This is a genomic window from Aeromonas popoffii (assembly GCF_000820025.1).
In the GTDB taxonomy this organism is placed as follows: domain Bacteria; phylum Pseudomonadota; class Gammaproteobacteria; order Enterobacterales; family Aeromonadaceae; genus Aeromonas; species Aeromonas popoffii.
In genome coordinates, this window is the sequence record NZ_CDBI01000016.1 from 1 (window position 1) to 23,923 (window position 23,923).

At 60.6% G+C, this 23,923-nt stretch carries 21 protein-coding genes and 1 pseudogene; 17 read left to right on the top strand and 5 right to left on the bottom strand.

What is annotated here, in order from left to right; genetic code table 11:
* The first annotated feature begins 195 nt into the window (after positions 1–195).
* On the top strand, positions 196–1,095 hold the full coding sequence (locus tag BN1129_RS04100) for a LysR family transcriptional regulator (RefSeq protein WP_042034665.1): 900 nt from the start codon (positions 196–198) through the stop codon (positions 1,093–1,095).
* Between the two features lie 67 nt (positions 1,096–1,162).
* Here the strand turns inward: BN1129_RS04100 and BN1129_RS04105 are convergent, their stop codons facing one another.
* Positions 1,163–1,939 (bottom strand): BPSS1780 family membrane protein, encoded by a 777-nt coding sequence (locus BN1129_RS04105; RefSeq protein ID WP_042034666.1) that lies wholly within the window; start codon positions 1,937–1,939, stop codon positions 1,163–1,165.
* A gap of 177 nt (positions 1,940–2,116) precedes the next feature.
* Between BN1129_RS04105 and BN1129_RS04110 the strand changes: the two genes are divergently transcribed.
* On the top strand, positions 2,117–2,962 hold the full coding sequence (locus BN1129_RS04110) for a hypothetical protein (RefSeq protein WP_042034668.1): 846 nt from the start codon (positions 2,117–2,119) through the stop codon (positions 2,960–2,962).
* Positions 2,963–3,009: 47 nt separating this feature from the next.
* Entirely contained in the window at positions 3,010–3,834 is an 825-nt protein-coding gene (locus BN1129_RS04115; protein ID WP_042034669.1) for a M23 family metallopeptidase, read from the top strand.
* A 99-nt stretch (positions 3,835–3,933) separates the two neighbouring features.
* Here the strand turns inward: BN1129_RS04115 and BN1129_RS04120 are convergent, their stop codons facing one another.
* On the bottom strand, positions 3,934–5,271 hold the full coding sequence (locus tag BN1129_RS04120) for an MATE family efflux transporter (protein WP_042034670.1): 1,338 nt from the start codon (positions 5,269–5,271) through the stop codon (positions 3,934–3,936).
* A gap of 155 nt (positions 5,272–5,426) precedes the next feature.
* On the opposite strand from BN1129_RS04120, the gene mscM reads away from it, so the two are divergent.
* The 7 genes from mscM (at position 5,427) to frdD (ending at position 15,265) form a co-directional block, all read left to right on the top strand.
* Entirely contained in the window at positions 5,427–8,708 is a 3,282-nt protein-coding gene (gene mscM, locus BN1129_RS04125) for a miniconductance mechanosensitive channel MscM (RefSeq protein WP_042034671.1), read from the top strand.
* Positions 8,709–8,732: 24 nt separating this feature from the next.
* Positions 8,733–9,419, top strand: coding sequence for a glycerophosphodiester phosphodiesterase (locus BN1129_RS04130; protein WP_042034672.1), 687 nt, complete (start codon positions 8,733–8,735; stop codon positions 9,417–9,419).
* A 157-nt stretch (positions 9,420–9,576) separates the two neighbouring features.
* Positions 9,577–11,454 carry a methyl-accepting chemotaxis protein gene (locus BN1129_RS04135; protein WP_042034673.1) on the top strand — a complete coding sequence of 626 codons (1,878 nt, stop codon included), beginning with the start codon at positions 9,577–9,579 and terminating at the stop codon, positions 11,452–11,454.
* Positions 11,455–11,971: 517 nt separating this feature from the next.
* Entirely contained in the window at positions 11,972–13,756 is a 1,785-nt protein-coding gene (gene frdA, locus BN1129_RS04140) for a fumarate reductase (quinol) flavoprotein subunit (protein ID WP_042034674.1), read from the top strand.
* A complete protein-coding gene (locus BN1129_RS04145; protein ID WP_042034675.1) occupies positions 13,749–14,483 on the top strand; it encodes a succinate dehydrogenase/fumarate reductase iron-sulfur subunit in 735 nt (244 codons plus the stop codon). The genes frdA and BN1129_RS04145 overlap by 8 nt, the downstream gene beginning before the upstream one ends.
* A gap of 16 nt (positions 14,484–14,499) precedes the next feature.
* Positions 14,500–14,898, top strand: a complete 399-nt coding sequence (locus tag BN1129_RS04150; protein WP_042034676.1) for a fumarate reductase subunit C — start codon at positions 14,500–14,502, stop codon at positions 14,896–14,898.
* 10 nt (positions 14,899–14,908) lie between these two features.
* Complete coding sequence (gene frdD / locus BN1129_RS04155; RefSeq protein WP_042034677.1) at positions 14,909–15,265, top strand: fumarate reductase subunit FrdD; 357 nt, start codon at positions 14,909–14,911, stop codon at positions 15,263–15,265.
* Between the two features lie 54 nt (positions 15,266–15,319).
* Here the strand turns inward: frdD and BN1129_RS04160 are convergent.
* Both BN1129_RS04160 and BN1129_RS04165 read right to left on the bottom strand, forming a co-directional pair.
* Positions 15,320–15,514: pseudogene (locus BN1129_RS04160) on the bottom strand (hypothetical protein); the annotation flags it as partial.
* 359 nt (positions 15,515–15,873) lie between these two features.
* Positions 15,874–16,512, bottom strand: a complete 639-nt coding sequence (locus BN1129_RS04165; protein ID WP_042034680.1) for a class I SAM-dependent methyltransferase — start codon at positions 16,510–16,512, stop codon at positions 15,874–15,876.
* Between the two features lie 237 nt (positions 16,513–16,749).
* Between BN1129_RS04165 and BN1129_RS04170 the strand changes: the two genes are divergently transcribed.
* From BN1129_RS04170 to BN1129_RS04200, 7 genes are all read left to right on the top strand, one after another.
* Positions 16,750–17,394, top strand: coding sequence for a thermostable hemolysin (locus BN1129_RS04170; protein ID WP_042034681.1), 645 nt, complete (start codon positions 16,750–16,752; stop codon positions 17,392–17,394).
* On the top strand, positions 17,391–18,875 hold the full coding sequence (locus BN1129_RS04175; RefSeq protein ID WP_042034682.1) for an AMP-dependent synthetase/ligase: 1,485 nt from the start codon (positions 17,391–17,393) through the stop codon (positions 18,873–18,875). The genes BN1129_RS04170 and BN1129_RS04175 overlap by 4 nt, the downstream gene beginning before the upstream one ends.
* A complete protein-coding gene (locus BN1129_RS04180) occupies positions 18,872–19,531 on the top strand; it encodes an iron-containing redox enzyme family protein (RefSeq protein ID WP_042034683.1) in 660 nt (219 codons plus the stop codon). Before BN1129_RS04175 ends, BN1129_RS04180 begins: the two co-directional genes overlap by 4 nt.
* Positions 19,528–20,376 (top strand): SDR family oxidoreductase, encoded by an 849-nt coding sequence (locus tag BN1129_RS04185; protein WP_042034685.1) that lies wholly within the window; start codon positions 19,528–19,530, stop codon positions 20,374–20,376. Before BN1129_RS04180 ends, BN1129_RS04185 begins: the two co-directional genes overlap by 4 nt.
* A 1-nt stretch (position 20,377) precedes the next feature.
* On the top strand, positions 20,378–21,016 hold the full coding sequence (locus BN1129_RS04190; RefSeq protein ID WP_042034686.1) for a tetratricopeptide repeat protein: 639 nt from the start codon (positions 20,378–20,380) through the stop codon (positions 21,014–21,016).
* An 83-nt stretch (positions 21,017–21,099) separates the two neighbouring features.
* The gene (locus tag BN1129_RS04195) at positions 21,100–21,789 is read left to right on the top strand and encodes a response regulator (protein WP_042034687.1); all 690 of its coding nucleotides are present in this window, start codon (positions 21,100–21,102) and stop codon (positions 21,787–21,789) included.
* Complete coding sequence (locus BN1129_RS04200) at positions 21,786–23,228, top strand: ATP-binding protein (protein WP_042034689.1); 1,443 nt, start codon at positions 21,786–21,788, stop codon at positions 23,226–23,228. Before BN1129_RS04195 ends, BN1129_RS04200 begins: the two co-directional genes overlap by 4 nt.
* A 77-nt stretch (positions 23,229–23,305) precedes the next feature.
* Here the strand turns inward: BN1129_RS04200 and rloA3 are convergent, their stop codons facing one another.
* On the bottom strand, positions 23,306–23,812 hold the full coding sequence (gene rloA3, locus BN1129_RS04205) for a retropepsin-like aspartic peptidase RloA3 (protein ID WP_042034690.1): 507 nt from the start codon (positions 23,810–23,812) through the stop codon (positions 23,306–23,308).
* Positions 23,813–23,923: the final 111 nt, after the last annotated feature.

Below are 23,923 nucleotides of genomic sequence, written 5' to 3' on the forward strand. Positions count from 1 at the left end.
GCCGCCATGGCGGCACCACTCAGCAGGGTAGTGGCCAGGGTCAGGTTGCGGATCAGGGTGTTGTTCATCGGGTATTCCTCATCAAGTCATCAGGGGTTCATCAGATGGACACAGTTTATTGGATCATTAACGGTACAAATACAGCATAATAAGCGCATCACTGTTGCATTAATCGAGCATATAGAGGGCCTGCATATGGATCGACTGACCGCATTACGGGTCTTTGTCAGCGTAGTCGAGCAAGGTAGCCTGAGCGGCGCCGGGGAGAAGCTGGAGATGTCGCGCGCCATGGTGACGCGCTACCTCGCAGAACTGGAGCAGTGGATGGGAGCCCGTCTGCTGCATCGCACCACGCGACGCCTGAGTCTGACCGGCCCGGGGGAAGAGGCATTGAACCGCGCCAGGGCCATGCTGGCATTGGGGGAGGAGATGGAGCAGATCGCCATTCGCGGCGATGAGGCGCCCAAGGGGCAACTGCGCATCACCAGCAGTTACTCTCTCTCCGAGGCCCTGCTGGTGGGGGCCGCCAACGACTATCTGGCCCAGTATGCCGGTACCGCTATCGATATCCTGCTGCTGGACCGCACCGTCAACCTGGTGGAGGAGCGGATCGATCTGGCCATTCGCATCACCAATGATCTGGATCCAAACCTAGTGGCCCGCCGGCTCGGCACCTGCCACTCCGTGGTCTGTGCCAGCCCGGCCTATCTGGCCAGACACCCGACCCCGCACAAGGTGCAGGAGCTCGCCCTGCATAACTGCCTCACCTACACCTATTTCGGCAAGAGCCTGTGGGAGTTTCAGGGGCCCACCGGGCCTGAATCCGTGCCGGTCAGCGGCAATCTCAGTGCCAACATTTCCAACCTGCTGCTGGAGGCGACCCTGGGTGGTGCCGGCATCAGCATGCAGCCCCGCTACTCGGTGCAATCACACCTGGAGAGTGGCGCCCTGGTACCGCTGCTCGACGCGTGGCAACCCAAGCGACTCGGGGTCTACGGGGTCTATGGCACCCGCAAGCAGATGTCCCCCCTCTTGCGCAGCTTTCTCGATTTCCTGGTAGTGCGCATGGCAGCCGATCCCATGTGGCAGGAGTAACGTCACCATGCACAAGGGGCCCGCAGGCCCCTTTTTAATCATGACATCCCGGTCACTTGCATCCGGATCAGGCTTCGAAGCCGGTGAGCGGCGCCTCGGTGTGTACCTCCTGCGACACATCCAGATAGATATCCCGATACGCCACATAGATGGAGTAGTTGAGGGCCGGTATCACCACCAGCAGGCCGACCAACATCAGGGCGGCACCCAACAGCATCAGCCCTGCGCCGATCAGCCCCCACCAGAAGAAGGGCCACATGTTGATCAGACAGCCTTTGAAGCTGAGCCTAGCGGCCTGCAATATGCCGACATCATGGAAATAGATGAGGGCCGGTGCGAAGGTGATGGCCATCAGTACGGGGATCAGCAGTGCTAACCCCAGCAACAGGCAGAGCAGCAGCCCCTGCACCTGCGCCACGCTCGCCACCATGGATGCGGGATCCTGGGTCAGCAGGGGGGTCAACCCCCACATGGAGAGCAAGGCCAGGCAGATGAGTCCGATCAGGGTAAACAGAGCCAGCACCAGCAGGCCACCCAGCATCAGCGGAGTCAGCTTGTTGCGAAACCCGGCGAAGAAGTCGGCAAACTTGAGCTGATTGCCCTCGTAGCCGCGCTGGGCTACCACCATCCAGCCCGCGCCCCACACCATGTAGAGCAACTGAGAGATGAGGCCACCCGCCGGCAGGCGTTCCAGCAGCAGACCGACCGCGAACCAGATCAGGACCATGGCGACACTGACGCCCATGCCCTTGTTGAAGACATCGAAGCCAGATCGCACCCAGACCCAGCCACGCCCGATGGGGTGACGGGCCGGCTCGGCGCGCAGGGGGGACAATCCATTCATAACGTTTCCTCAGATGATGACGGGCTGGCTGCTGATTCTAGAGCCATGGGCCGGCTGACTCAATGGCGGACGATCATGGGTTGGCGCTTCGCACATCAAGGCTGCTTGTATCAGGCGTTACGGTTATCATAAGAGCCCCCCGCACAAGGGGCATTTACTTATTCAAGAGAATCCAAGATGCGTACACTTCATCTGGCACCGATCCTGCTTGCTTCCCTGCTGCTCAACCTCTGGCAATGGCAGGCTCAACCCGCCACCAGAGCGTCTCACACGCAACCCGACTCCGCTGAAAACCCAGCCGTGGCCCAGTGCGACACAACGGCCAGCCAGAGCGCCAGTCAGAACCTGATGGCCAAACTACCCGGCAAAGGCACGCAGGGAGAATCCGCCCCCGCGCAAGAGGCCATGGCCCCCAATCCGGAGCTGGAGGCCGCCATCAGCCAGTGGAGCCAGTCCAGCGACGGCTCTGTGCTGATAGAGCGGCTCTACGATGCCGAGCAGGGCAGCCAGCTCACTACCGTTTTCGATCGGCTGGACGTGGTGGAGGACGTGCGCGGTCAGGTGCAGGAGCAGTTGCGCGAACTCTATCGCCTTGGCTTCGATCACCCCGATGCCTACGAGCAGGAGAGCCAACGCATCTGGAGCAACATCAGCAACCTGCTGGGTGACGACACGCGCACCCGCTTGGAACAGGAGCTCTACTCGGGTGACATCAACCGCCTGCTGGAGATCCAGGGCCGACTGGCGGAGCGCGGCGAGCTGCTGGCCCCGACCCAGCGCCAATCCCTGACGCGTCTGCTGAGCGATGCCAACCAGCAACTGGCCCAGCAGGAGAGTGGCGATGCCAGCACCTATCTGGAGAACCAGAAGGCCTATACCCAGCGTGTGCTGGAGAGCAGCCGCGCCTTCCTCAACCCGAGCCAACTGAAAGTCGTGCAAGAGATGCTGGAGCTGGAGCTGGTTCGCCAGGAGGTATCGGTCCAGATGGAGGCCATCTATCAGCGCTTCCAGCCAGCCTCCTGATGCCCTTACCCTTGTTCGTTTGACCCAGCCCATAGCGTGGAACCGTCATGAGAGTTGTTTGTTGTATTTTGTTGCTGCTGGCCAGCCAATCTGCCCTCGCCGAGGGATTTATCAGCCGTCTGCTCAACCATCCAGTGCCGGGCGGCGTTGCCGTGGTGCCGCTTGGCAATGCAGAGCAGGCCCCAGCCGCCCGTTATCAGGAAAAGCCCGTGCTGGTGGTGCGGGAAGAGGATCGCCGCTGGATCGCCATCGTCGGCATTCCCCTCAACAGCCAGCCGGGGGCTCATACGCTGATGGTGAATGATGGCAGCACCCTCAGTTTCACGGTCGGCAGCAAGCACTACCGCGAGCAGCACATCAAGCTGAAGAACGGCCGCCAGGTCAATCCGCTGGCTGAGGATATGGTGCGCATCAACCGCGAACTGGCGGAGCAAACCCGTGCCTACCAAACCTTCAGCCCTACCCAGCCCAGCAACTTGCTGTTCGACAAGCCGGTACAGGGCCCGCTCTCCAGCCCGTTCGGCCTGCGCCGTTTCTTCAACGGTGAAGAGCGCAACCCCCACTCAGGCCTCGACTTCGCGGTCGGTTCCGGTACCCCGATCAAGGCCCCGGCCGCCGGCAAGGTGATCCTGATCGGCAACTACTTTTTCAATGGCAACACCGTCTTTGTCGACCACGGCCAGGGGCTGATCAGCATGTTCTGCCACATGTCGAAGATCGATGTGACCCTGGGACAGAGCCTGCCCCGTGGCGGCATCGTCGGCCGGGTTGGCGCCACAGGTCGCGCCACTGGCCCCCACATGCACTGGAACGTCAGTCTCAACGATGCCCGCGTCGATCCCGCCATCTTTATCGGGGCCTTCAAACCCTGACGCGACATAGCCAATCCAGGCCATCTGCAGTGATGAGCAGGCCGGATAAAACGAAAAAGGCAGCCTGGGCTGCCTTTTTCATGGAGGGATGGCGGTGTATCAGGTGGCGGCGGCGTGCAGGCGGGCCTCCTTGCGCATGGCCCGCCACATCACCAGCACCAGCACAGTGCTGCAAGTCGGCAACGCCAGCCAGACCCCGGCCACACCCCACAGGGAAGAGAAGCCCCACAGGAAGCCGCCAATCAGTACCAGCTTGCCGCCGGTGAGCAGGGAGGCGATGCGGGGCCGGTTGATGGCCTGGAAGTAGGTGGCCCCTACCAGCAATAGCCCTTCCATCGGCAGGCCCCAGAAGTAGAGCCAGATGCCGAGGCTCGCCACCGGCAAGAGAGCCGCGTTGTCGCCGACAAACAGATAGACAACCCCTTCCGGCCAGAGATAGAGCGGGATGATACCGCACAGCGCCACCAGCAGGGTGACTCCCAGCGCCAGGTTGCGCACCCGCAGTACCCGTTGCCAGTTGCCCGCACCGGCGTTGAAGCTGGCGATGGGCTGTATGCCCATGGCGATCCCCTCGAAGATGAGATAAAAGAAGGCCTCGCTGTAGCTGATGACGCCATAGGCGGCCACGTGCAGCGAGGTGCCCACCACCAGCAGCGCCTTGTTGTGCAACGTCAGCACCACCGACAGGTAGAGGTACATCAGAAAGCTCGATACCCCGAGCCGCAGCGTCTCCCGCATCAGTCGCCAGTCCGGCATGAGCGTATCCCAGCCAATACGCAACTGGCTGCGCGGGGTGAAGAAGTGCCACAGACAGAGGCCACCGGTCACCGCCTGGGAGAGCATGGTGGCGATGGCCGCCCCTGCGAGGCCCCAGGGGAGGACAGCCATCAGCAGATAGTCGAGCAGCACGTTGAGCACGCCGCCGCCGACCAGGATCCAGGTGGCGAGACCGGGTCGTCCGTCATTGCGCAGCAGGGCAGTGAACGCCATGGAGAGTACGGCAAACACCCCGAGCCAGGCGTACCACTGCAGATAAGCGAGGCCGGCATCGAAAATTTCCCCCTCGGCCCCCATCCAGGCCAGCATGGACTCGCCATAACGGATGCCGATGAAGGCGAGCACGGCCGAAGCGAGCAGCACCATCACCAGCGCATTGCCGACTATGTGACGCGCCTTCGCCTGCTCCCCCTTGCCGAGGTAGAAGGAGGCGAGGGACGAGGAGCCCATGCCGATCAGTGCCCCCACCGCATAGAGCACGGCGCAGATGGGATACGCCAGCATCATGCCAGCCAGCCCGTTCTGGCCCAGAATATGGCCGACAAAGATGCCATCTATGGTGACATAGATGCCGGTGACCAGCATGGCGGCCACGGTCGGTGTGACGTAGCGCCAAAGCAGGCGGGAAAGGGGGGCGGTGCCCAGATCGACTGCAGACATCAGATACTCAAAGGAGGGAAAAACGGCCAAAATAATAGCCAAACATGGTCCGAAGCGCCCGTTATTTATGTTACAAATCATTAATATGGAAAACTTTACCCGCCTCAGCCCCTGCTTTAGGCTAGGGCGACCTCTCATGAACGGAAACGTGCGCCATGTTGCAACGCCTGCTCTCCCTGCTGCTGATCTCCCTCTGCCTCTTCCCCGTATTCGCTCAGGCCAATGACGCTATCACCGAGGTGGAGGAGCTGCTGCAGAGCGTGCCCAAAACAGACACCCCGGAAAACCAGAAGCTGCGGGAAAGTTATCAGCAGGCGCTGCAATTTGCCCGGGAAGCCCAGCGCTATCGCGAGCAGGGCAAGACCTATCAGCAGATCCTCATCGACTACCCCAAGGAGTCGGCCCGCCTCAAGGAGCGCCTGCACAACTATCAGCCCCAGCCCCGCCCGCAGCTCTCCTCCCTGAAGGAGGAGGCGCTGCGCCAGGCCATCGGCCTGAGCAGCAACCGCCAGCTCAACCTGCGCAAGGAGCGCCAGGCTGTGATGGACAGCCTCAACCAGCTGGAGAGCACGGGTCAGGAGTATCACCTGCGGGTCGACGAGCTGCGCAAACAGTTGCAGCAGACTCGCACCCTGCTCGATCGACTCAGCTTCAGCAGCGAATCGGACCGCCAGCAGGAGGCCAAGCAGCTGGTCACCCACCTCAAGGAGCAGAGCCTGTCAGACCGGATCCAGATGCTGGAGCTGGAGCAGCTCTCTGCCCAGCAACGCAACGATCTCGGCAAGCTGAAGTTGCAGGATCTCAACCTCGCCATCACGGACGAGGACGAGTGGCAGACCAGCCTGCTCAACCAGCAAAACCAGCTACGGCGCGAGAAAACGGAGCAGGCGCTGGCGGAGAGCGAGCGGATGCGCAAGCAGCTCACCTCCGACATGCCGCTGCTGCTGGAACAGCAACAGCAGAACCAGGCGCTCTCCATCCAGCTCGGCGCGCTGGAAGATCAGATAGAGCGGGTACAGGACGATCAAAGGGCCATCGACAAGAACCTCTCGGCCCTGAACGATCTGGCCAACTCGGTGCGCGAGCAGATGGAGTGGCTGCAGATCAGCAATGCCTACGGCGAGAACCTGCGCAGCAAGCTCTCCGATCTGCCGGCCTACTTCCCGCTCGACAAGCTGGAATCCGCCATCGTCAACGCGCGCATGGCCAAGTACCAGTACGAGACAGAGCAGGACGCGCTCAAGGATCCGCGCCAGATGCGCGAGCAACTGATGGCCACCGGTGACATGGCCCTCGACCGATCCCAGCAGGCCGTGCTCGACAACCTGCTCAAGGCCAGGCGGCAGTTGCTGACCCGCCTCAACGACGCCTCCGACAGTCTGATCCAAGAGCTGACCCGACTCAAGCTGCTCTACAGCCGCCAGAACAGCAAGATCGACGAGATCCGCGATCTCAGCGCCAGCCACCTGTTCTGGATGCCGGATGTGCGCCCGCTCACCCCGGCCGTGCTGCTCGGGGTACCGGCAGCCCTCGGCCTCGCCCTCAACCCGGTCAACTGGTTGCAACTGCCCCAGGCCATTGCCGATAACCACCCCATCACCCTCACCTTCGCCGGTATCGGTATCCTGGTGCTGGCATGGTGCTGGTTCAAGCTGGCCCGCCATCTGACCCAATTCAGCCAGCACATAGCGCCACGCATCGGCAAGGTGACCCAGGACAAGTTCAGCCTGACCAGCCGGCTGCTGATGCGCTCCCTGCTTGCCTCCCTGCCCCTGCCCGCTATGGTGCTGATGGTGCGCGGCCTGCTCGACGACGCCTGGCAATATCCGTTCGCAGTGGCGGTGGCCCGCGGCCTCGGCGAGATCTGGTTCCTGCTGCTGGCACTCTTGATGGCACGTCACCTGACGCTTGAGAAGGGGATCCTGATCCTGCATTTTCGCTGGCAGAAGGAGCGAGTACAGAAGGTGTGGGGCCAGTTTCGCACCCTGCTGCTGGTGATCATCCCAAGCTTCTTCGTGCAGGGGATGGCCAACAGCTATCAGGATCACGCCTTCTACGACTCCCTCGGCCGGATGGCCTTCATCCTCGGCGCCCTCTGGCTGCTGCTGTTCTTCGCCCGTCTCAACCGGGAGCGGCTACCGCTAACCTGGGGCCAAGCCGACATGAGCAAGCCCCACCTGCTGCACCATTTCATCTGGAACAGCCTGATGATGGCCCCGCTGCTGGCGGTGATAGGCTCCCTGCTCGGCTATTTCTACACCTCGCGCATCCTGCTGCGCCAGCTGGAGCTGAGCCTGCTAATGGGGCTGGGCTGCCTGCTCATCTACTATCTGGCGCACCGCTGGATGTTGATCCAGCGCCGCCGTCTCGCTTTCGAACGGGCCAAGATCAAGCGCGCAGAGATAGTGGCCCAGCGTGGCAGGGAAGAGGGCCACGACGATCTCAGCTCGGAGATCCCTGACGTGGTGGAAGATACCGAGCTGGATCTCGAGACCATCAGTGCCCAGTCGCTGGGGCTGGTGCGCACCCTGCTGATGCTGGGCTTCACCATGCTGGTGGTGGTGCAGTGGTCCGAACTCAACTCGGCGTTCAGCTTCCTGCGCAGCATCGAGGTGTGGCAGGTCACCAACAAGATTGGCGGCATAGAACAACTTTCCGCCATCACCTTGCAGGATCTGATGCTGACCGCATTTACCTTCATCCTGACCGTGGTCACGGCCCGCAACCTGCCGGGCCTGATGGAACTGACCCTGCTCCAACACCTGAGCCTCTCCCCCGGCACCGGCTTTGCCATCACCACTGTCACCAAATACATAGTGTTGGTGGTGGGGGCGCTGAGCGGCTTCTCCATCCTCGGCATCGACTGGTCCAAGGCGCAGTGGATGGTAGCGGCACTCTCTCTTGGCCTCGGTTTCGGCCTGCAGGAGATCTTCGCCAACTTCGTCTCCGGTCTCATCATTCTGTTCGAGAAACCGATCCGGCTCGGCGATACCGTCACCATCCGCGAGCTGACCGGCACAGTGACCAAGATCAAGACCCGCGCCACCACCATAGTGGATTGGGATCGCAAGGAGATCATCGTCCCCAACAAGGCGTTCATCACGGAGCAGTTCATCAACTGGTCCCTGTCCGATGCCATCACCCGGGTACGGCTGCGCATCCGCATCGGCCTGACCCAGGAGCCAAGGCGAATACAGACCATTCTGGAAGAGTCGATCCGGGCCTCCACTCTGGTGCTGGAGACCCCCTCCCCCGAGGTATTTCTGATCGAATTTACCGACTCGGCGCTGATCTACGAGATCCGGATCTATGTGAACAGCATGGATCACCGCATGCCCATCACTCACGAGGTGCACTCGCTGGTGCTGGAGAAGCTGCAACAACAGGGGCTGGGGCTGCCGCACCAGCAGATCGACATTCGACTGAGCCGCGCCTGAGCAGGGTGCAACAGGAGCCATATCATGCAGATCATCGCCCATCGCGGAGCCAGCGGGCTGGCGCCGGAAAATACCCTCAAGGCCATTCGGCTGGCTCTGGCACTGGGAGCCCAGGCCATAGAGATAGACGTACAGCTGGCTGACGGCGAGCTGTGGGTATTTCACGACCGGCGACTGGAGCGTTGCACGAACGGCGGCGGCGTGCTGACGGCGCAATCCCGTGCCTATCTGGCAGGACTTGATGCAGGAGAAGGAGAGCCTATCCCTACTCTGTGGCAGGTGATGGAAGCCATTGCCGGTCGCGCCGAGCTGCATATCGAGCTGAAAGGGGTGCAAACAGCCGACGAGGTGGCCGTGCTGACCCGCCGCGCCGAGGCACAGCTGGGCTTCACGCCAGCGCACTGGGTCGTCTCCTCCTTCCACCACCCGGAACTGGCTCGTTTTGCCGCCTTGCGACCCGAGATCCGGCTTGGGGCACTGACCGCCACGATTCCGTTCACCCTGGCCGAGTTTGCTGCCGAGCTCGGAGCCTGGTCGCTCAACTGCGACGTGGACTTTGTCGACGCAGCACTGGTCATGGATGCCCATCGACGGGGATTAAAGGTACTGGTCTATACGGTCGATCATACTGCCGATCTTGCCGCACTGGTCGCCATGGGGGTGGACGGGATATTTACCAACCGGCCAGATCGCTTCCTTCCGCCAGCCTGATCGGACGCCTTATTTCGGCAGGTGACCGATAAACGCTGACTTAGGCTATACATTTATCGCACGTACCGGGATACAAAAAGTTCTACTTTGGCCGATAACAGTTGGCTCATAACAATAAAACAACACATCGCAGACTGACGCTCACAAGGATGTAAATATGAACTTATCCATCAAGAACAAGCTTGTCCTCGCCATCGGGGTCATTATCCTGGTCATCACAGGCCTGCAGGTCTGGTACAACACCACCCAACTGAGAAACGAAACCCAACGACTGATCTGGAGTTTTATCAACGACAGCTCGGCTGCCAATGTGAAAGGCATCTCCCGCTGGCTGGACGCCCGGATGAGCATAGTCACCGCCACCAAGGATGCCTTCACCAAGGAAGATGAACCTGTCAGCCATCTGGCCCAGGCCATGAACGCCGGCAATTTCAATCTCATCTATGTGGGCACGAAAGATGGCAAGATGATCCAGAGCAGGCCGACCAATTTGCCGGCCGGCTATGACCCCCGTCAACGTCCCTGGTACAGGGATGCCATCGCGGCAGGCAAGATGGTGGTGACAGCCCCCTATGCTGACATCACCACGGGTCAACTCATTATCACCATCGCCGAGCCCTTCACCCGCGGCAATACCCAGGGGGTGATCGCCGGTGACGTCTCCATCGATGCGCTGATACGCGATGTACTGGCCATCAGCTCGGAGGGCACCTACGCCCTCCTGATGGACAGTAATGGCACCATCATTGCTCACCCGGACAAGGGGCTGACCCTCAAACAGGCCACCTCCCTCTCTCCTATTCTGACTGCCGCCAAGGTCAACGAGCTGGCCCATGACAACACCATCTCCGAGATGGAGATCAGCGGTAAGCCAAGCGTGTTCGACCTGACCGAGATCCCCAATACCAACTGGTATTTCGGCATAGTGGTGGATGAGGCGGTTGCTTATCAGTCCGTGTCACGCATGGTCACCTCCGCCCTGCTGCAAGGCCTGCTGACCATTCTCATCGTGGCCGGCTTCTCCTATGTGGCCATCAACAGCTCCCTGGCCCCGCTTAAAACCCTGGGGGAGGCCATCGCCGACCTCTCTCGCGGCAACGGTGATCTGACTCGTCGTGTCAAGATCGAGCGTGAAGATGAGGTGGGGATTGTAGCCAAGCACCTCAACACCTTCATCGATCGCATCCACGTGATGGTGCAAGATATCTCCAACTCTTCCAGCCAGCTGAACCAGCAGGCCAACTCCTCCCACAACATGGCGGAGAAATCCAGCCAGGGTCTGGCACGTCAACAGAACGAGATCTCCCAGATCGCCACCGCAGTGCACGAGATGTCCGCTACCGCAGTGGAAGTGGCCAGCAACGCAGAGCAGACCGCAGATGCGGCCCGCAGCTCCGCCGGCAGCTGTGATCATGGCAAGCAGGTCATCGCCCGCAACCAGCGTTCCATCACGGATCTCGCCACCCAGGTCAAACAGGCTTCCGGCATCATTCAGGAACTGGAGAAGAACGCGCAGGAGATCAACACCATACTCTCCACCATTCAAGGCATAGCCGAGCAGACCAACCTGCTGGCGCTGAACGCCGCCATCGAGGCGGCACGGGCCGGCGAACAGGGCCGTGGCTTTGCCGTGGTGGCCGACGAGGTGCGGGTGCTGTCACAGCGTACCCACAGCTCCACCGTCGAGATCCGCAGCATGATAGAGACACTGCAACGCAACACCCAGGGCGCGGTCAGCACCATGCACGAAGGCCAGCTGCTGGCCCAAAACAGCGTAGAAGATGCGAACGATGCGACTCAGGCGCTGGAGCAGATCACCGCCTCCATCAACCAGATCTCCGACATGGCCACCCAGATCTCCAGTGCCGCCGAGGAGCAACGCGCCGTGACCGACGAGGTCAGCCGCAACATCCAGGCAGTCAAGGATGTCTCGGACGAACTGGCGGTAGACGCCGACAGCTCTCGCCATCTGTCTGAGCAACTGAAAAATATTTCAGGTGAACTGAGCAATCAGGTCGGCATGTTCCGCATCTGATCAGCGCAAAGCAAAGGGGCCACACAGGCCCCTTTTTTATGAAAAAATGCTTTTATTTCAATAGTTATTACCACATCAACGATCAGGGTTATGGGAATGGAAATTCTCATACGATGCGGAAACTCGTCATAAAGCAACACATCACCACCAACTTTATGATTAGTTTTTCTAACTATTGCGCGCCATTAGCCAATCAGCGAATAATTCTTATTAAATATTTTTGATAAAAAACTTAAAAACTTTATGGGTAATACCTAAAAAGAGAGGCATTTCTCATTTTTTTGAAAGAAAACTACATATAATCCTGAGCTTAAAATAACCATAGAAATAACAGCGGCTGATACCGATAACTGAAGGATGGCGATAATTACGGCGTTTTCATCCAGGGAATGGGGTGATTTTGATAAAAGTCACCATTGCCAAGCACTAAAACAAACCAGTTTGACTTGCATCAAGCCTGAATTTTTTTTATAGCGCAAAATCGTGCCCAGCAAATCTATCCCTTAAGGAGGCAGATGTGGATATTATCAAGACCGATGTTGCTATCATCGGTGCCGGTGGTACTGGCCTGCGTGCCGCTATCGCCATTGCAGAAGCCCATCCGGAACTCGAAATCGCCCTGATTTCCAAAGTCTATCCGATGCGTAGCCACACAGTGGCTGCGGAAGGCGGTGCGGCAGGCGTAGTACGCGATGACGACTCACTCGAAAACCATTTCAATGACACCGTTTCCGGTGGTGACTGGTTGTGCGAGCAAGACGTGGTCGACTACTTCGTCAACAACGCCACCAAAGAGATGGTCCAACTTGAGCACTGGGGTTGCCCCTGGAGCCGCAAGCCGGATGGCAAAGCCAACGTGCGTCCTTTTGGTGGAATGAAGATCCCCCGCACCTGGTTTGCAGCAGACAAGTCCGGTTTCCACATTCTGCATACCCTGTTCCAGACCTCTATCAAATACCCGACCATCAAGCGCTTCGATGAGCATTTCTGTCTCGATTTGATCGTGGATGATGGCCGTGTACAAGGTGTTCTGACCTTTGACATCCAGAACGGCATTACCCGTTTCATCCAGGCCAAATCCGTGATTATGGCTACCGGTGGTGCGGGTCGTGTTTACCGCTACAACACCAACGGTGGCATCGTCACCGGTGACGGCATGGCGCTGGCTTATCGTCACGGCGTACCGCTGCGTGATATGGAGTTCGTCCAGTATCACCCGACCGGCCTGCCTGGTACCGGTATCCTGATGACCGAAGGTTGCCGTGGTGAGGGTGGTGTTCTGCTGAACAAAGATGGCTACCGTTACCTGCAAGACTACGGCTTGGGCCCGGAAACCCCGATTGGCCAGTCAAAAAACAAACACATGGAGCTGGGTCCGCGTGACCGTCTCTCTCAGGCATTCTGGCAAGAGCAGCAAAAAGGCCGCGTGATCCAGGGCCCGATGGGCGATGTGGTTCACCTTGACCTGCGCCACCTGGGTGAGAAGTACCTGAAAGAGCGTCTGCCTTTCATCTGCGAACTGGCCAAAGCCTACGTGGGTGTGGATCCGGCCAAAGAGCCGATCCCGGTACGTCCGACTGCCCACTACACCATGGGTGGTATCGAAACCAACAGTCTGTGCGCAACCCGCATGCCAGGCCTCTATGCCGCAGGCGAGTGTGCTTCTGTGGGTCTGCACGGTGCCAACCGTCTGGGTTCCAACTCCCTGTCCGAGATCGTGGTATTCGGCAAGCTGGCGGGTGAACAGGCTGCCGAATTCGCAGCGACTCAGCAGCACGGCAATACCGAAGCACTGCTCGCCAAAGCCGAAGCGCTGATCAAACAGCACCTCTCGCTGATGGACATCGACGGTACCGAAAATCCGGCGGATATCCGCAACGAATTGGGCCTGTCCATGGAAGCCGGTGTCGGTATCTACCGTACCGAAGAGCTGATGCAGGGCACCATCGACAAGATCAACGAGCTGAAAGCCCGTTACAAAAAGGTCAAAATCAACGACAAGTCCTCTGTCTTCAACACGGATCTGCTGTACGCCATCGAACTGGGCTACATGCTGGACGTGGCCGAAGCCATGGCTCACTCCGCCATCAACCGTAAAGAGTCTCGTGGTTCCCACCAGCGTCTGGACGGTTATGAGGAGCGTGATGACGTGAACTTCCTCAAGCACTCTCTCTCCTTCTACGCACCGGAAGGCGCCCCGACCATCGATTATTCCGATGTGAAGATCACTAAATCCCAACCGGCCAAGCGCGTGTACGGTTCCGAGGGTGAGAAACAAGACGAGGCTAAGAAGAATGGCTGAGATGATTGAAATTGAAATCCTGCGCTACCGCCCAGAGCAGGACAATGAACCCTGGATGCAAACCTTCCAGGTACCGTACCTCAGAGAGATGTCTCTGCTGGATGCCCTGCAATACATCAAGGATCACCTGGACTCTACCCTGAGCTTCCGCTGGTCCTGCCGGATGGCGATCTGCGGCTCCTGCGGCATGATGGTCAACGGTGTACCCAAGCTGGGTTGCAAAGCGTTCCTGCGCGACTATCTGCCAGGCAAGATGACTATCGAGCCGCTCAACAACTTTCCGATTGAGCGTGACCTGGTGGTCGACATGTCCGATTTCATCGAGAAGCTGGAGAGCATCAAGCCCTACATCATCCCGAGCGAACCGCGCAGCCTGTGTGATGGCGAATACAAGCAGACCCCTGCTGAAATGGCCAAGTATCACCAGTTCTCCCAGTGCATCAACTGTGGTCTGTGCTACGCCGCCTGCCCGCAATATGGCATCAACAAGAAGTTCACCGGTCCGGCGGCACTGGCGTTGGCCTATCGCTACAACGCCGACAACCGCGACAGCGCGTCCAAAGAGCGGATGAAGATCATCAGCCAGGATGAAGGCGTCTGGGGTTGTACCTTCGTGGGTTATTGCTCCGATGTCTGCCCCAAGGGTGTGGATCCGGCCGCAGCCATCCAGCTTGGCAAGGTCGAGAGCGCCAAGGACTACATGATCGCCATGTTCAAGCCAGATTGAGATCAGGAATGAGACCATGAACAACACCAATAGCAAACGTAAGCCTTACGTCCGCGAAATGAAGAAAGACTGGTGGCTGAAGAATGCCTTCTACACCGGTTACATGATCCGCGAAGGCACCAGCATCTTCGTCTCCATCTATGCCGTTGTGCTGATGTGGGGTCTGCTGCGTCTGGTCCAGGGTCAGGAAGCGTTTAACGGCTGGCTGGAATCCCTGCAAAGCCCGGTGGCCATCCTGTTCCACGTGATCGCACTGGCAGCCTGCCTGTTCCACGCCAAGACCTGGTTCGCCCTGGCGCCCAAGGCCATGCGTATCTTCCGTGGTGAAGACCTGGTGCCGGAGAAGCCTATCGTTATCGCCCAGTATGTGGCGCTGGCAGTGGTATCCCTGCTGATCCTGATCATCGTGGCTTGAGGAGAAAATAATGAGACGTTCTGACGAACCCATTTACTGGGGTCTGTTTGGTGCCGGTGGCATGGTGGTTGCCATGCTGCTGCCGGTGATTGTCCTCATCACAGGTCTGCTGGTGCCCATGGGCATCATGGACGTGGAGACCATGAGCTACGAACGTGTACTCGAGTTCGCCAGCTCCTGGTGGGGTGCCTGCATCCTGCTGGTGATCATCGCCCTGCCCATCTGGCACGGCATGCACCGTATCTACCACGGCCTGCACGATCTGGGGATCCACACCACCAAGCTGCACCACTATGTGTTCTATGGCTTCGCTTTCCTGGTGTCTGCCATTACCGTCGGTCTGCTGATGGTGCTGGTATTCCAGTAAGCGCATCCTGACTGAATGACCAACCGGGCCAAGTGCCCGGTTTTTTTATGACGTTCACTTCACCGGCGGCAAGAATCTGCGCATCACCTCGTCGCTGTCATCACTTCCCTGAAAGTCGATGAGCACCTGATTGAGACGGATCAGCAGCGCATAGACACATGGCCAGCCCTTGCGACTGGGCTGGGTGAGGGTGAGCAGACCGCTCTCGCTCATCAGCTGCTCGATGTCACTTGGCAAACCGTCGCAACGACGCCCCCAATCCTATCAACAGCCGCATGGCTCGGTTCATCTTGTCCTCCTTGACAACCCTTTGCCGCTTAGTTCCGAGGGCAGTATCGATCACATCCATCAGGAGCCGTCGAGATCGCGCCACAGAGCCAGCAGGGGGGGGAATGGCGCCGTATTGCAGGCGCGGGGTCAGCAGCCACTGGCCGCCAGTTGCAGATGACGGGCGTCCATCAGCGAGAGATGGGGCATCGACATGAAAAACCACTCCTTGGTTTCAGGGTGCCGCGCTCGCCGCGCCAGTGCGATGATAAACGGGGAAGCAACGTCCTGCGGTCAGGTCATCAGCATGCCCAACTCGGCGGTAAATGAAAATGCCCCGCTCAGGGTTTGGTGATGACGGCCACATCGGCATGGGGAAAGAGAACGTCGGCCTGCCAGCGGGCCGCCAGGGCGCGAAACGAGGCCTCGGCAAAGAAGACAATGTGGGTCGGGTCGTGGCGGTAGCGCCAGCTCCTGAAACGCTCGTCGCTGAGCACCCGCTGGGTCTGCAACACCAGGATGCCGCCTGGCTTGAGGCAGCCCCATAGCCCGTCCAGCACGGCGCGCGGCTCGGCGATATGTTCGATCACCTCGGTGCTGGTGATGAAGTCATACTGCCGCGTCAGCAACTCAGGGAAGTCGGCATAGAACTTGTCGTAACCCGCCATCTCGTAGCCCGCCTCTGTGCCCATGGCCACCAGCGCCGGCCCCGGGCCGCAACCGAAATCGAGACCACTGGCAGGCAGCGGCACCCGACTCAACACCTCGCCAAAGGCCCGCATCAAAAAAGCGCGATAACGGGGATCATCCACCTGATTATCGTGACCGTCATAAACCGCCTTCTCCGCCGCTGGCGCCAGATGGCCGCTGGCATCCAGCCAGACCAGCTCGCAGGCCTGGCAACGATGGTACTGCTTGCCGGCCACCGGCAGCACATAGGAGTCGACTGCACCGCACAGCGGGCAAGGGGACGGGCACATGGGGTTTCCTCACGAGAGTGGCTGGCCCAATCCGGGATGGGCTCGAAATGGGCGCCAGCTTGCCTGCCCTGACCGCCGCTGACAAGGGGTTTGTCCCCGGGGATCATGGCCTGCCATTTGGCTGACAACCCCGTTTTTCACCACCTACCGGTACAAATCGACACTTATTTTCCCCTCTTAAGGGTTTCTTAAGTTTGCCCATTTAGTCTGACAGCAACAGACCAGAAGGAGCCATCCATGACCACAGACATTCAAGCACCCTACCGTTTGGTGCTGGCCGATACCCAAGAGCAGGTCATGGCGTTGCAGGCCTACATACAGGCGGCCTACAGCCACGAGTTCGACGCCCGCATTCCCCATTTCCTGCCCTGCCTGCTCGGTCTCTATCGGGCAGATGGCATCCTGGTGGGTGCTTGTGGCCTCAAGTTGGCCAGCACTGAGCATCTCTATCTGGAACAGTATCTGGACCACCCCATAGAGGCCGCCATCGAAACCCGATTGGGGGTACGCGCCCGGCGGGATCGCATCGTCGAGGTGGGCAATCTGGCTTGCAGCGAACCAGGCAACGCCCGCCTGATGTTTGCCGCGCTGTGCCGCCTGCTGTGTGACAACGACCTCGATTACGTTGTGTTCACCGGCACCGCCAAGCTGCGCAACAGCTTCCATCGCCTGCACCTCACCCCGGTCGAGCTGGCTCCCGCCCAAGCCGACAAGGTGGGTGACGATGCCAGCGCCTGGGGCGCCTATTACCACTGCCAGCCCAAGGTGATGGTCGGGGATCTCGGCCAGGGACGTCAGGCGCTGACCCAGGGCAGCCTGCTGCTTTCCCTGCTGGCGCCCATGCCATTCCTGTTCAACTGCCCGCACCGGAGCGCCTTATGATGCTGTTTGACCAGATAGCCCACTTCGCCCGTCATGCGCCCCACAGCCCGGCCCTGAGCGGCAGCGAGCATCGCATCAGCTACGCACAGTTGTGGTTGCAGATCTCCGCCCTGGCCGAACGCCTGCAACAGGCTGGTATTGCCCGGCTGGCGCTGCAACTGGACAACGGCCTGCCCTGGGCACTGATCGATTTGGCCTGTGCCAAGGCTGGCATAGTGGTGATCCCGGTCCCCCACTTTTTCAGCCCGGAGCAACAGGAGTGGCTGCTGGAGAGCAGCGGGGCCGACGCCCTGATCGGCCCCCATCACCCGGGCTGGCAAGCAAGCGAACCGCTGCACCTCTCGATCGGTGAGCTGCCACTGTGGCGCAAAGAGCCGCCCCACATAACTCCCCTACCTGCTGGCACGGCCAAGATCACCTACACCTCCGGCAGCACGGGGCAACCCAAGGGGGTCTGCCTCTCCCTTGCACATATGATGGCGGTCTGCGAATCGCTGGCGCAGCGTGTCGCCCCGGCCGGGGTCGAAAAGCACCTGACTCTGCTGCCACTGACCACCCTGTTGGAGAACCTGACCGGCCTCTACGTGCCACTGCTCACCGGCGCCAACAGCCATATTCCCTCGCTGGGGGAGCTGGGCTTTTCCGGCTCCAGCAAACTGGATCCCGCCACCCTGGCCCAGGCCCTGCTGCGCTGGCCCACCCACAGTCTGGTGCTGGTGCCCGAATTGCTGCGCCTGCTGCTGGCCCTGTGCAACGCCAATCCGGCACTGGCCAAACAGCTGGCGGCGCTGCGTTTCGTCGCCGTGGGCGGGGGCAAGGTCTCGCCCGAGCTCATCAGTCGCGCTCGCAAGCTGGGACTGCCGGTCTATGAAGGTTATGGCCTCTCGGAATGCGGCTCAGTCGTTGCACTCAATGGCCCGGATGGACACAGCCTTGGCAGCGTCGGCCAACCGCTGCCCCACTGCCGGGTATCGATCGCCGCCGACGGTGAAATTCTGGTGGAAGGAGCCGCTATGCTCGGCTATCTGGGGGCTGAGGAGCCACAACGGCTCCAGCTTGCTGTCCCCCAGCAGATTGCCACCGGCGATCTGGGCCGCCTGGATGATGAGGGCTATCTGCACATCACGGGCCGCAAGAAGAACGTGCAGATCACCGCCTTCGGTCGCAACTTCTCCCCCGAGTGGATCGAGGCGGAAGCCCAGCTCTGCCCGGCCATCGCCCGCATCGTGATCTTCGGCGACGGCCAGCCCGCCAACGTGGCCCTTATCCAGCCGCTGCCCGGTGCAGACGCCCAACTGACCCAACAGATAGCGCAGCTCAACCACCGCCTGCCCGATTACGCCCGTATCCATCACTGGCTACCGGTGGCACTGGATCAGCATCCCGACCTACTGACCGCCAACGGTCGCCCCCGCCGCGAGCGGATCTTTCACCACTTTTCCCGGCAAATAAGCCAATGCCTTACAGGAGAAACTTCATGAGCTTCTATCACCTGCTGCAACAAGCCACAGCCCCGGATCGGGAGCATCTGTTCAAGGCCCCCATCATAGAGGCGTGTCGCAAGGGCGAGATCTCCCGTGACACCTATCTGCGCTTCCTCTCCCAGGCCTTCTATCACGTGCGCCACACTGTGCCGCTGTTGATGGCCACCGGCGGCAAGCTGGGTCAGGAGTATGAGTGGGTACGCGGCGCCATTGCCGAATATATCGATGAGGAGTATGGCCACCAAGAATGGATCTTAAACGATATCCGCGCCTGTGGCGGCGATGCCGAGGCGGTGCGGCACGGCCAGCCCGGGCTGCCCATCGAGCTGATGGTGGCCTTTCTCTATGACCAGATACAGCGCGGCAACCCCATGGGCTTCTTTGGCATGGTGCAGGTGCTGGAAGGCACCAGCGTCGCCATCGCCCTCACCGTGGCAGACCAGCTGAAAAAGGGCCTAGGTCTGCCCCCTCAGGCGATGAGCTACCTGAGCTCCCACGGCGCACTGGATCAGGAGCACCTCAAGTTCTTCGAATCGCTGATGGATCGGGTCGAAAACCCGGCGGATCAAGCCGCCATCATTCACTCGGCCAAGGTGGTTTACCGCCTCTACGCCGACATGCTCTATCAACTCACGGAAACACAAGCATCATGAAGCTTGAAGGAAAAAAGGTGTTGCTCACGGGCGCGAGCGGCGGGATCGGCGAAGCGCTGGCCCAAGCGCTGGCGGCCCAGGGGGCGCACCTGCTGCTGCATGGACGCAGAGCCAGCGTGCTGGAGCGCCTCTGCAAGGAGCTGCCGTACCCGGAGCGCCATCAGATAGTGATCGCCGATCTGGGATCTCCTCAGGAGCGGGCCCGGCTGTTGCAACATCCCGCGCTGGAGGAGGGGCTGGACGTGCTGATCAACAACGCTGGCTGCAACCAGTTTGCCTGGCTGGAAGATCAGAGTGTGGAGCAGGTAGAACGCCAGCTGCTGCTTAATATCGAGGCGCCGATCCAGCTGACCCGCGCCCTGCTGCCCCGGCTGCGCAAACCCGCCGTGGTAATGAACATAGGCTCCAGCTTCGGCGCCATCGGCTATGCGGGTTACAGCGTCTACTGCGCCAGCAAGTTCGCCCTGCGCGGCTTTAGCGAGGCGCTGGGCCGCGAGCTGGAAGGCACCGGTATCAAGGTGCTGCACTTCGCCCCCCGCGCCACCCGTACCCGCCTTAATTCGGAGGCGGCCTACGAGATGAACGCCGAGCTTGGCACCCAGACTGACAGCCCGCAGGACGTGGCCGAAGCCGCCGTCATCGCCCTGTGCAACGAGACTCGCCGCAGTTGGCTCGGCTGGCCGGAGAAGCTGTTCGTGCGACTCAACGCCCTGCTACCCGGCCTCGTTGACCGGGCACTGGCCAAACAAAAACCCATCATAGAGCGCTACGCTCGCCACTCGCCGCCCCCACCCGCGGCGGGCAAAGGCAACCCCACCGCCGTCATGACAGAGAAGGAACGTTAACATGAAGCACGCCACTCTCCGCCCCCGTTTGGGTCATAGCGCTATCCTGCTCCTCGCGCTGGGCTCTGGCCTGGCTCAGGCCGCCGACTCCTTGCACGTCATCCAGCAACAGTGGGCCGTCTGCCAGTATCAGCAGACCGGCAAGGCCAAGGAGAGCTGCCTGGAGCAATTGAGCAGCCAGGCCGATGAGGCCAGCGCCAAGGAAGCCTTTCGTACCGACCTGTTGATCTGGTCGGCCATCGTCAAGAGCAGCTGGGCCGGCGCCAAGGGCGGGCTGGGGGCCCTGGGTCTGGTCAAGGAGGCCAAGGCCAAGCTGGAGATAGCCCTCAAGCAGGATCCCAAGATGCTGGAAGGCTCCGCCTACACCAGCCTGGGTTCGCTCTATTATCAGGTGCCGGGTTGGCCGGTGGGATTTGGCGATAACGAGAAGGCCGAACAGCTGCTCAAGCAGGCGCTGGCCATCAACCCGACCGGCATAGATCCCAACTTCTTCTACGGCGACTTCCTGCTCGATCAGGGCCGCAAGGACGAAGCCAAAACCTATCTGGACAAGGCACTGGCGGCGCCGGACCGCCCCGGCCGCGAGGTGGCAGATCAGGGTCGTCGCATCGAGATCCGGGACCGCCTTGCCAAGCTATAAAATCAAGCTGGATCAAACAGCTATTTAAACTCTGCCCGCCCGCTTGCATACTGGTGGGCAGCGTCGTTTAAGGGGTAGTGACTATGCGGATCCTGTTGGTCGAAGATGATGTGATGCTGGGCGATGGCATGGTGGATGCCCTGCGCAGTAGTGGCTATACGGTGGACTGGTTGCAGCAGGGGCTGCCCGCCCTGCAGGTACTCAAGAGCGAAGAGTTTGCGGCCCTCATTCTGGATCTCAACCTGCCGGATATCGACGGCATCAGCCTGCTATGCAAGTTGCGACGGGAGGGCCAGACACTGCCCGTGCTGATCCTCACCGCCCGCGATGCCCTGGACGACAGGGTACTGGGGCTGGATGCTGGCTCCGATGACTACATGGTCAAACCCTTCGCCCTGCAGGAGCTCAACGCCCGTCTGCGCGCTCTGGTGCGGCGCAGCAAGGGCCAGGCTCAGGCGATACTGGAATATGGCGAACTGCTGCTCAATCCCGAGTCACAGCAGGTCACCTATCGGGGCGAACCGGTCAAACTGACCCCTCATGAATACAAGCTGCTGAAGGAGCTCATCACCCAGAGCGGCCGGGTACTGAGCAAGGATCAGCTGCAACAGAGCCTCTATGGCTGGGACGAAGGCGCCGAAAGCAACGCGGTGGAGGTCCATATCCACCACCTGCGCAAGAAGTTCTACAGCGACCTCATTCGCAATATTCGCGGGGTCGGCTACATCATTCCGCAGCTTGAACTGCCACAACACAGAGACAACCGGGCATGAATCGTCCCCGCTCCATCCGCCATTTTCTGCTCTCAGGCATACTGGCTCTGGTCAGTGCCAGCCTGGCTATCAGTGCCCTCATCGGCTATCTCGAGGCCAGCCATGAGATGGAGGAGCTGTTCGATGCCCGCCTCGCCCAATCTGCCCGCATCACCAACCAGTTGCTCAGCCGCTATCTGGAGCAAAATGGCGATCTGCCCGCCAACGGCACCGTCTACGAAGATTGGGAGCAGCAAAACCCGGATCAGTGGCAGAAGGACACCAGCCTCAATCTGCGCGGCGAAGACAGGGAGCTGACCCCCTTCGGCCACGAGTTCGAGCGCAACCTCTACTTCCAACTGCTGAACGAGCAGGGCAGCATACTGCTGCGCTCCCCCAGCGCCCCAAGCCAGCCGCTGGTCGAACTGGCACCCGGTTTCAACACGGTCGAAAAAGACCAGCATCAGTGGCGCACCTTCACCCTCTACAACCAGGATGAACATACCTGGCTGGTGGTGGCAGAGCGGGACGACGAGCGCAGCGAACTGGCCAGCAAGATAGCCATCCTGACCATGTTGCCGCTGCTGATCACCTTGCCCTTCCTGCTCGGCCTGCTGTGGTGGCTCATCTCCCGTGGTCTGGCGCCGCTGCGGCTGCTGGCCCAGGCCATAGGCGAACGTCACCCCGCCAATCTGAGCCCGCTCAACCTGAAGATCCGCGCCCAGGAGCTGACCCCGCTCACCAACGAGCTCAACCGCCTGATGCACGCGCTGGCCGACACCATAGAGCGGGAGAAACAGTTCACTAACGAGGCGGCACACGAGCTGCGCACCCCGCTGGCGGTGCTGCGCATACACAGTGAAAATGCGCTGGCTGCCGAAGATAACGCCAGCCGCGAGCAGGCATTGCAAAAGATGCTGCTGGCGCTCGATCGCAGCGATCGCCTGCTGCGCCAGCTGCTGACTCAGGCCCGCATCGACAGCCAGCAGGGAGTGACGCTGACCGAGCTCAACCTGAACCAGCTGCTGCGAGGTACGCTGGCGACCCTGGCCCCCATCGCCCTGAAAAAGGATCAGCAGCTGTCGCTGGAGGGGGCGGAGCAGCTGACCGTGATGGGCCAGGCCACCCTGCTGGATCTGATGTTCAGCAACCTTATCGACAATGCGCTGCGCTACACCCCAGCCCGGGGTGAGATTGCGGTCGAGGTGCGGCACGAAGGTAACAGGGTCAGGGTCGATATCCGCGACACTGGCCCCGGTATCCCCACCGCCGCCCTGCCACGCCTGTGCGAACGCTTCTTTCGGGTCAATCCCCAGCAGGGAGACGGCGTCGGCCTCGGCATGGCCATCGTTTCGCGCATCGCCCAGCTGCACGGCGCGGATCTGGATATCCACAACCGGCCAGAGGGAGGGCTGGAGGTGAGCGTGCTGCTGCCTGTTCCGCCGCGGCCTTCCTCATAAAATCGAGTCGGCGCACATAGCACACGGGGGCCTGAGCCCCCGTTTCTGTTGTTTGCAGCGCATCGGTGCGACACCACTCAGCGGCAGCCGGGCTGCACCGTGAAGGTACGGCTCGCATCCACGGCCCCCAGATCCGCCAGCAGACGGCGACCAAGCAGCACCGGATAGATCATCTTGCTGCGATCCCGCAGGGTGAACCACTCCTCATACACCTTGTCACCCAGGCAGATAGCCATGGTGACAGTGGGTCTCTGCTCCATGCCGCCAGCGCCGCGCACCGTCACCATGTGCTCCACCGGCCGCTCCAGGGTCTGGCGCACCTGCTGGGCGGTGTTGGCATCCGTCAGCTGCAAGGTAAAGCGCACCCAGGGTTTGCCATCGCGCTTGAAGTGGTGCAGATCCCGTGCATCCATCGAGGAGGTGAGCGCCCCGGTATCCAGCTTCATCTTCACCGCCACGCCGCTTGGCATGAGGAGCCCCTTCTCGATCCAGCCATACACGGCGGGAGCAGAGACGGCACGGGCCGCCCCCGGCAGGGAGAGGCAGGCAAGCAGCAACAGCGGCATCATTCGCGATCCAAACATGTCAGTTCCTCGTCCAGACAGGGCCCAGGCTGGCCCGAGAGGCCAAGAATGAGGATGCAAACGGCGGCTGTCAACTGGCGAAACCCGGCGGCTGGCGGGCTTGTTCTGCCA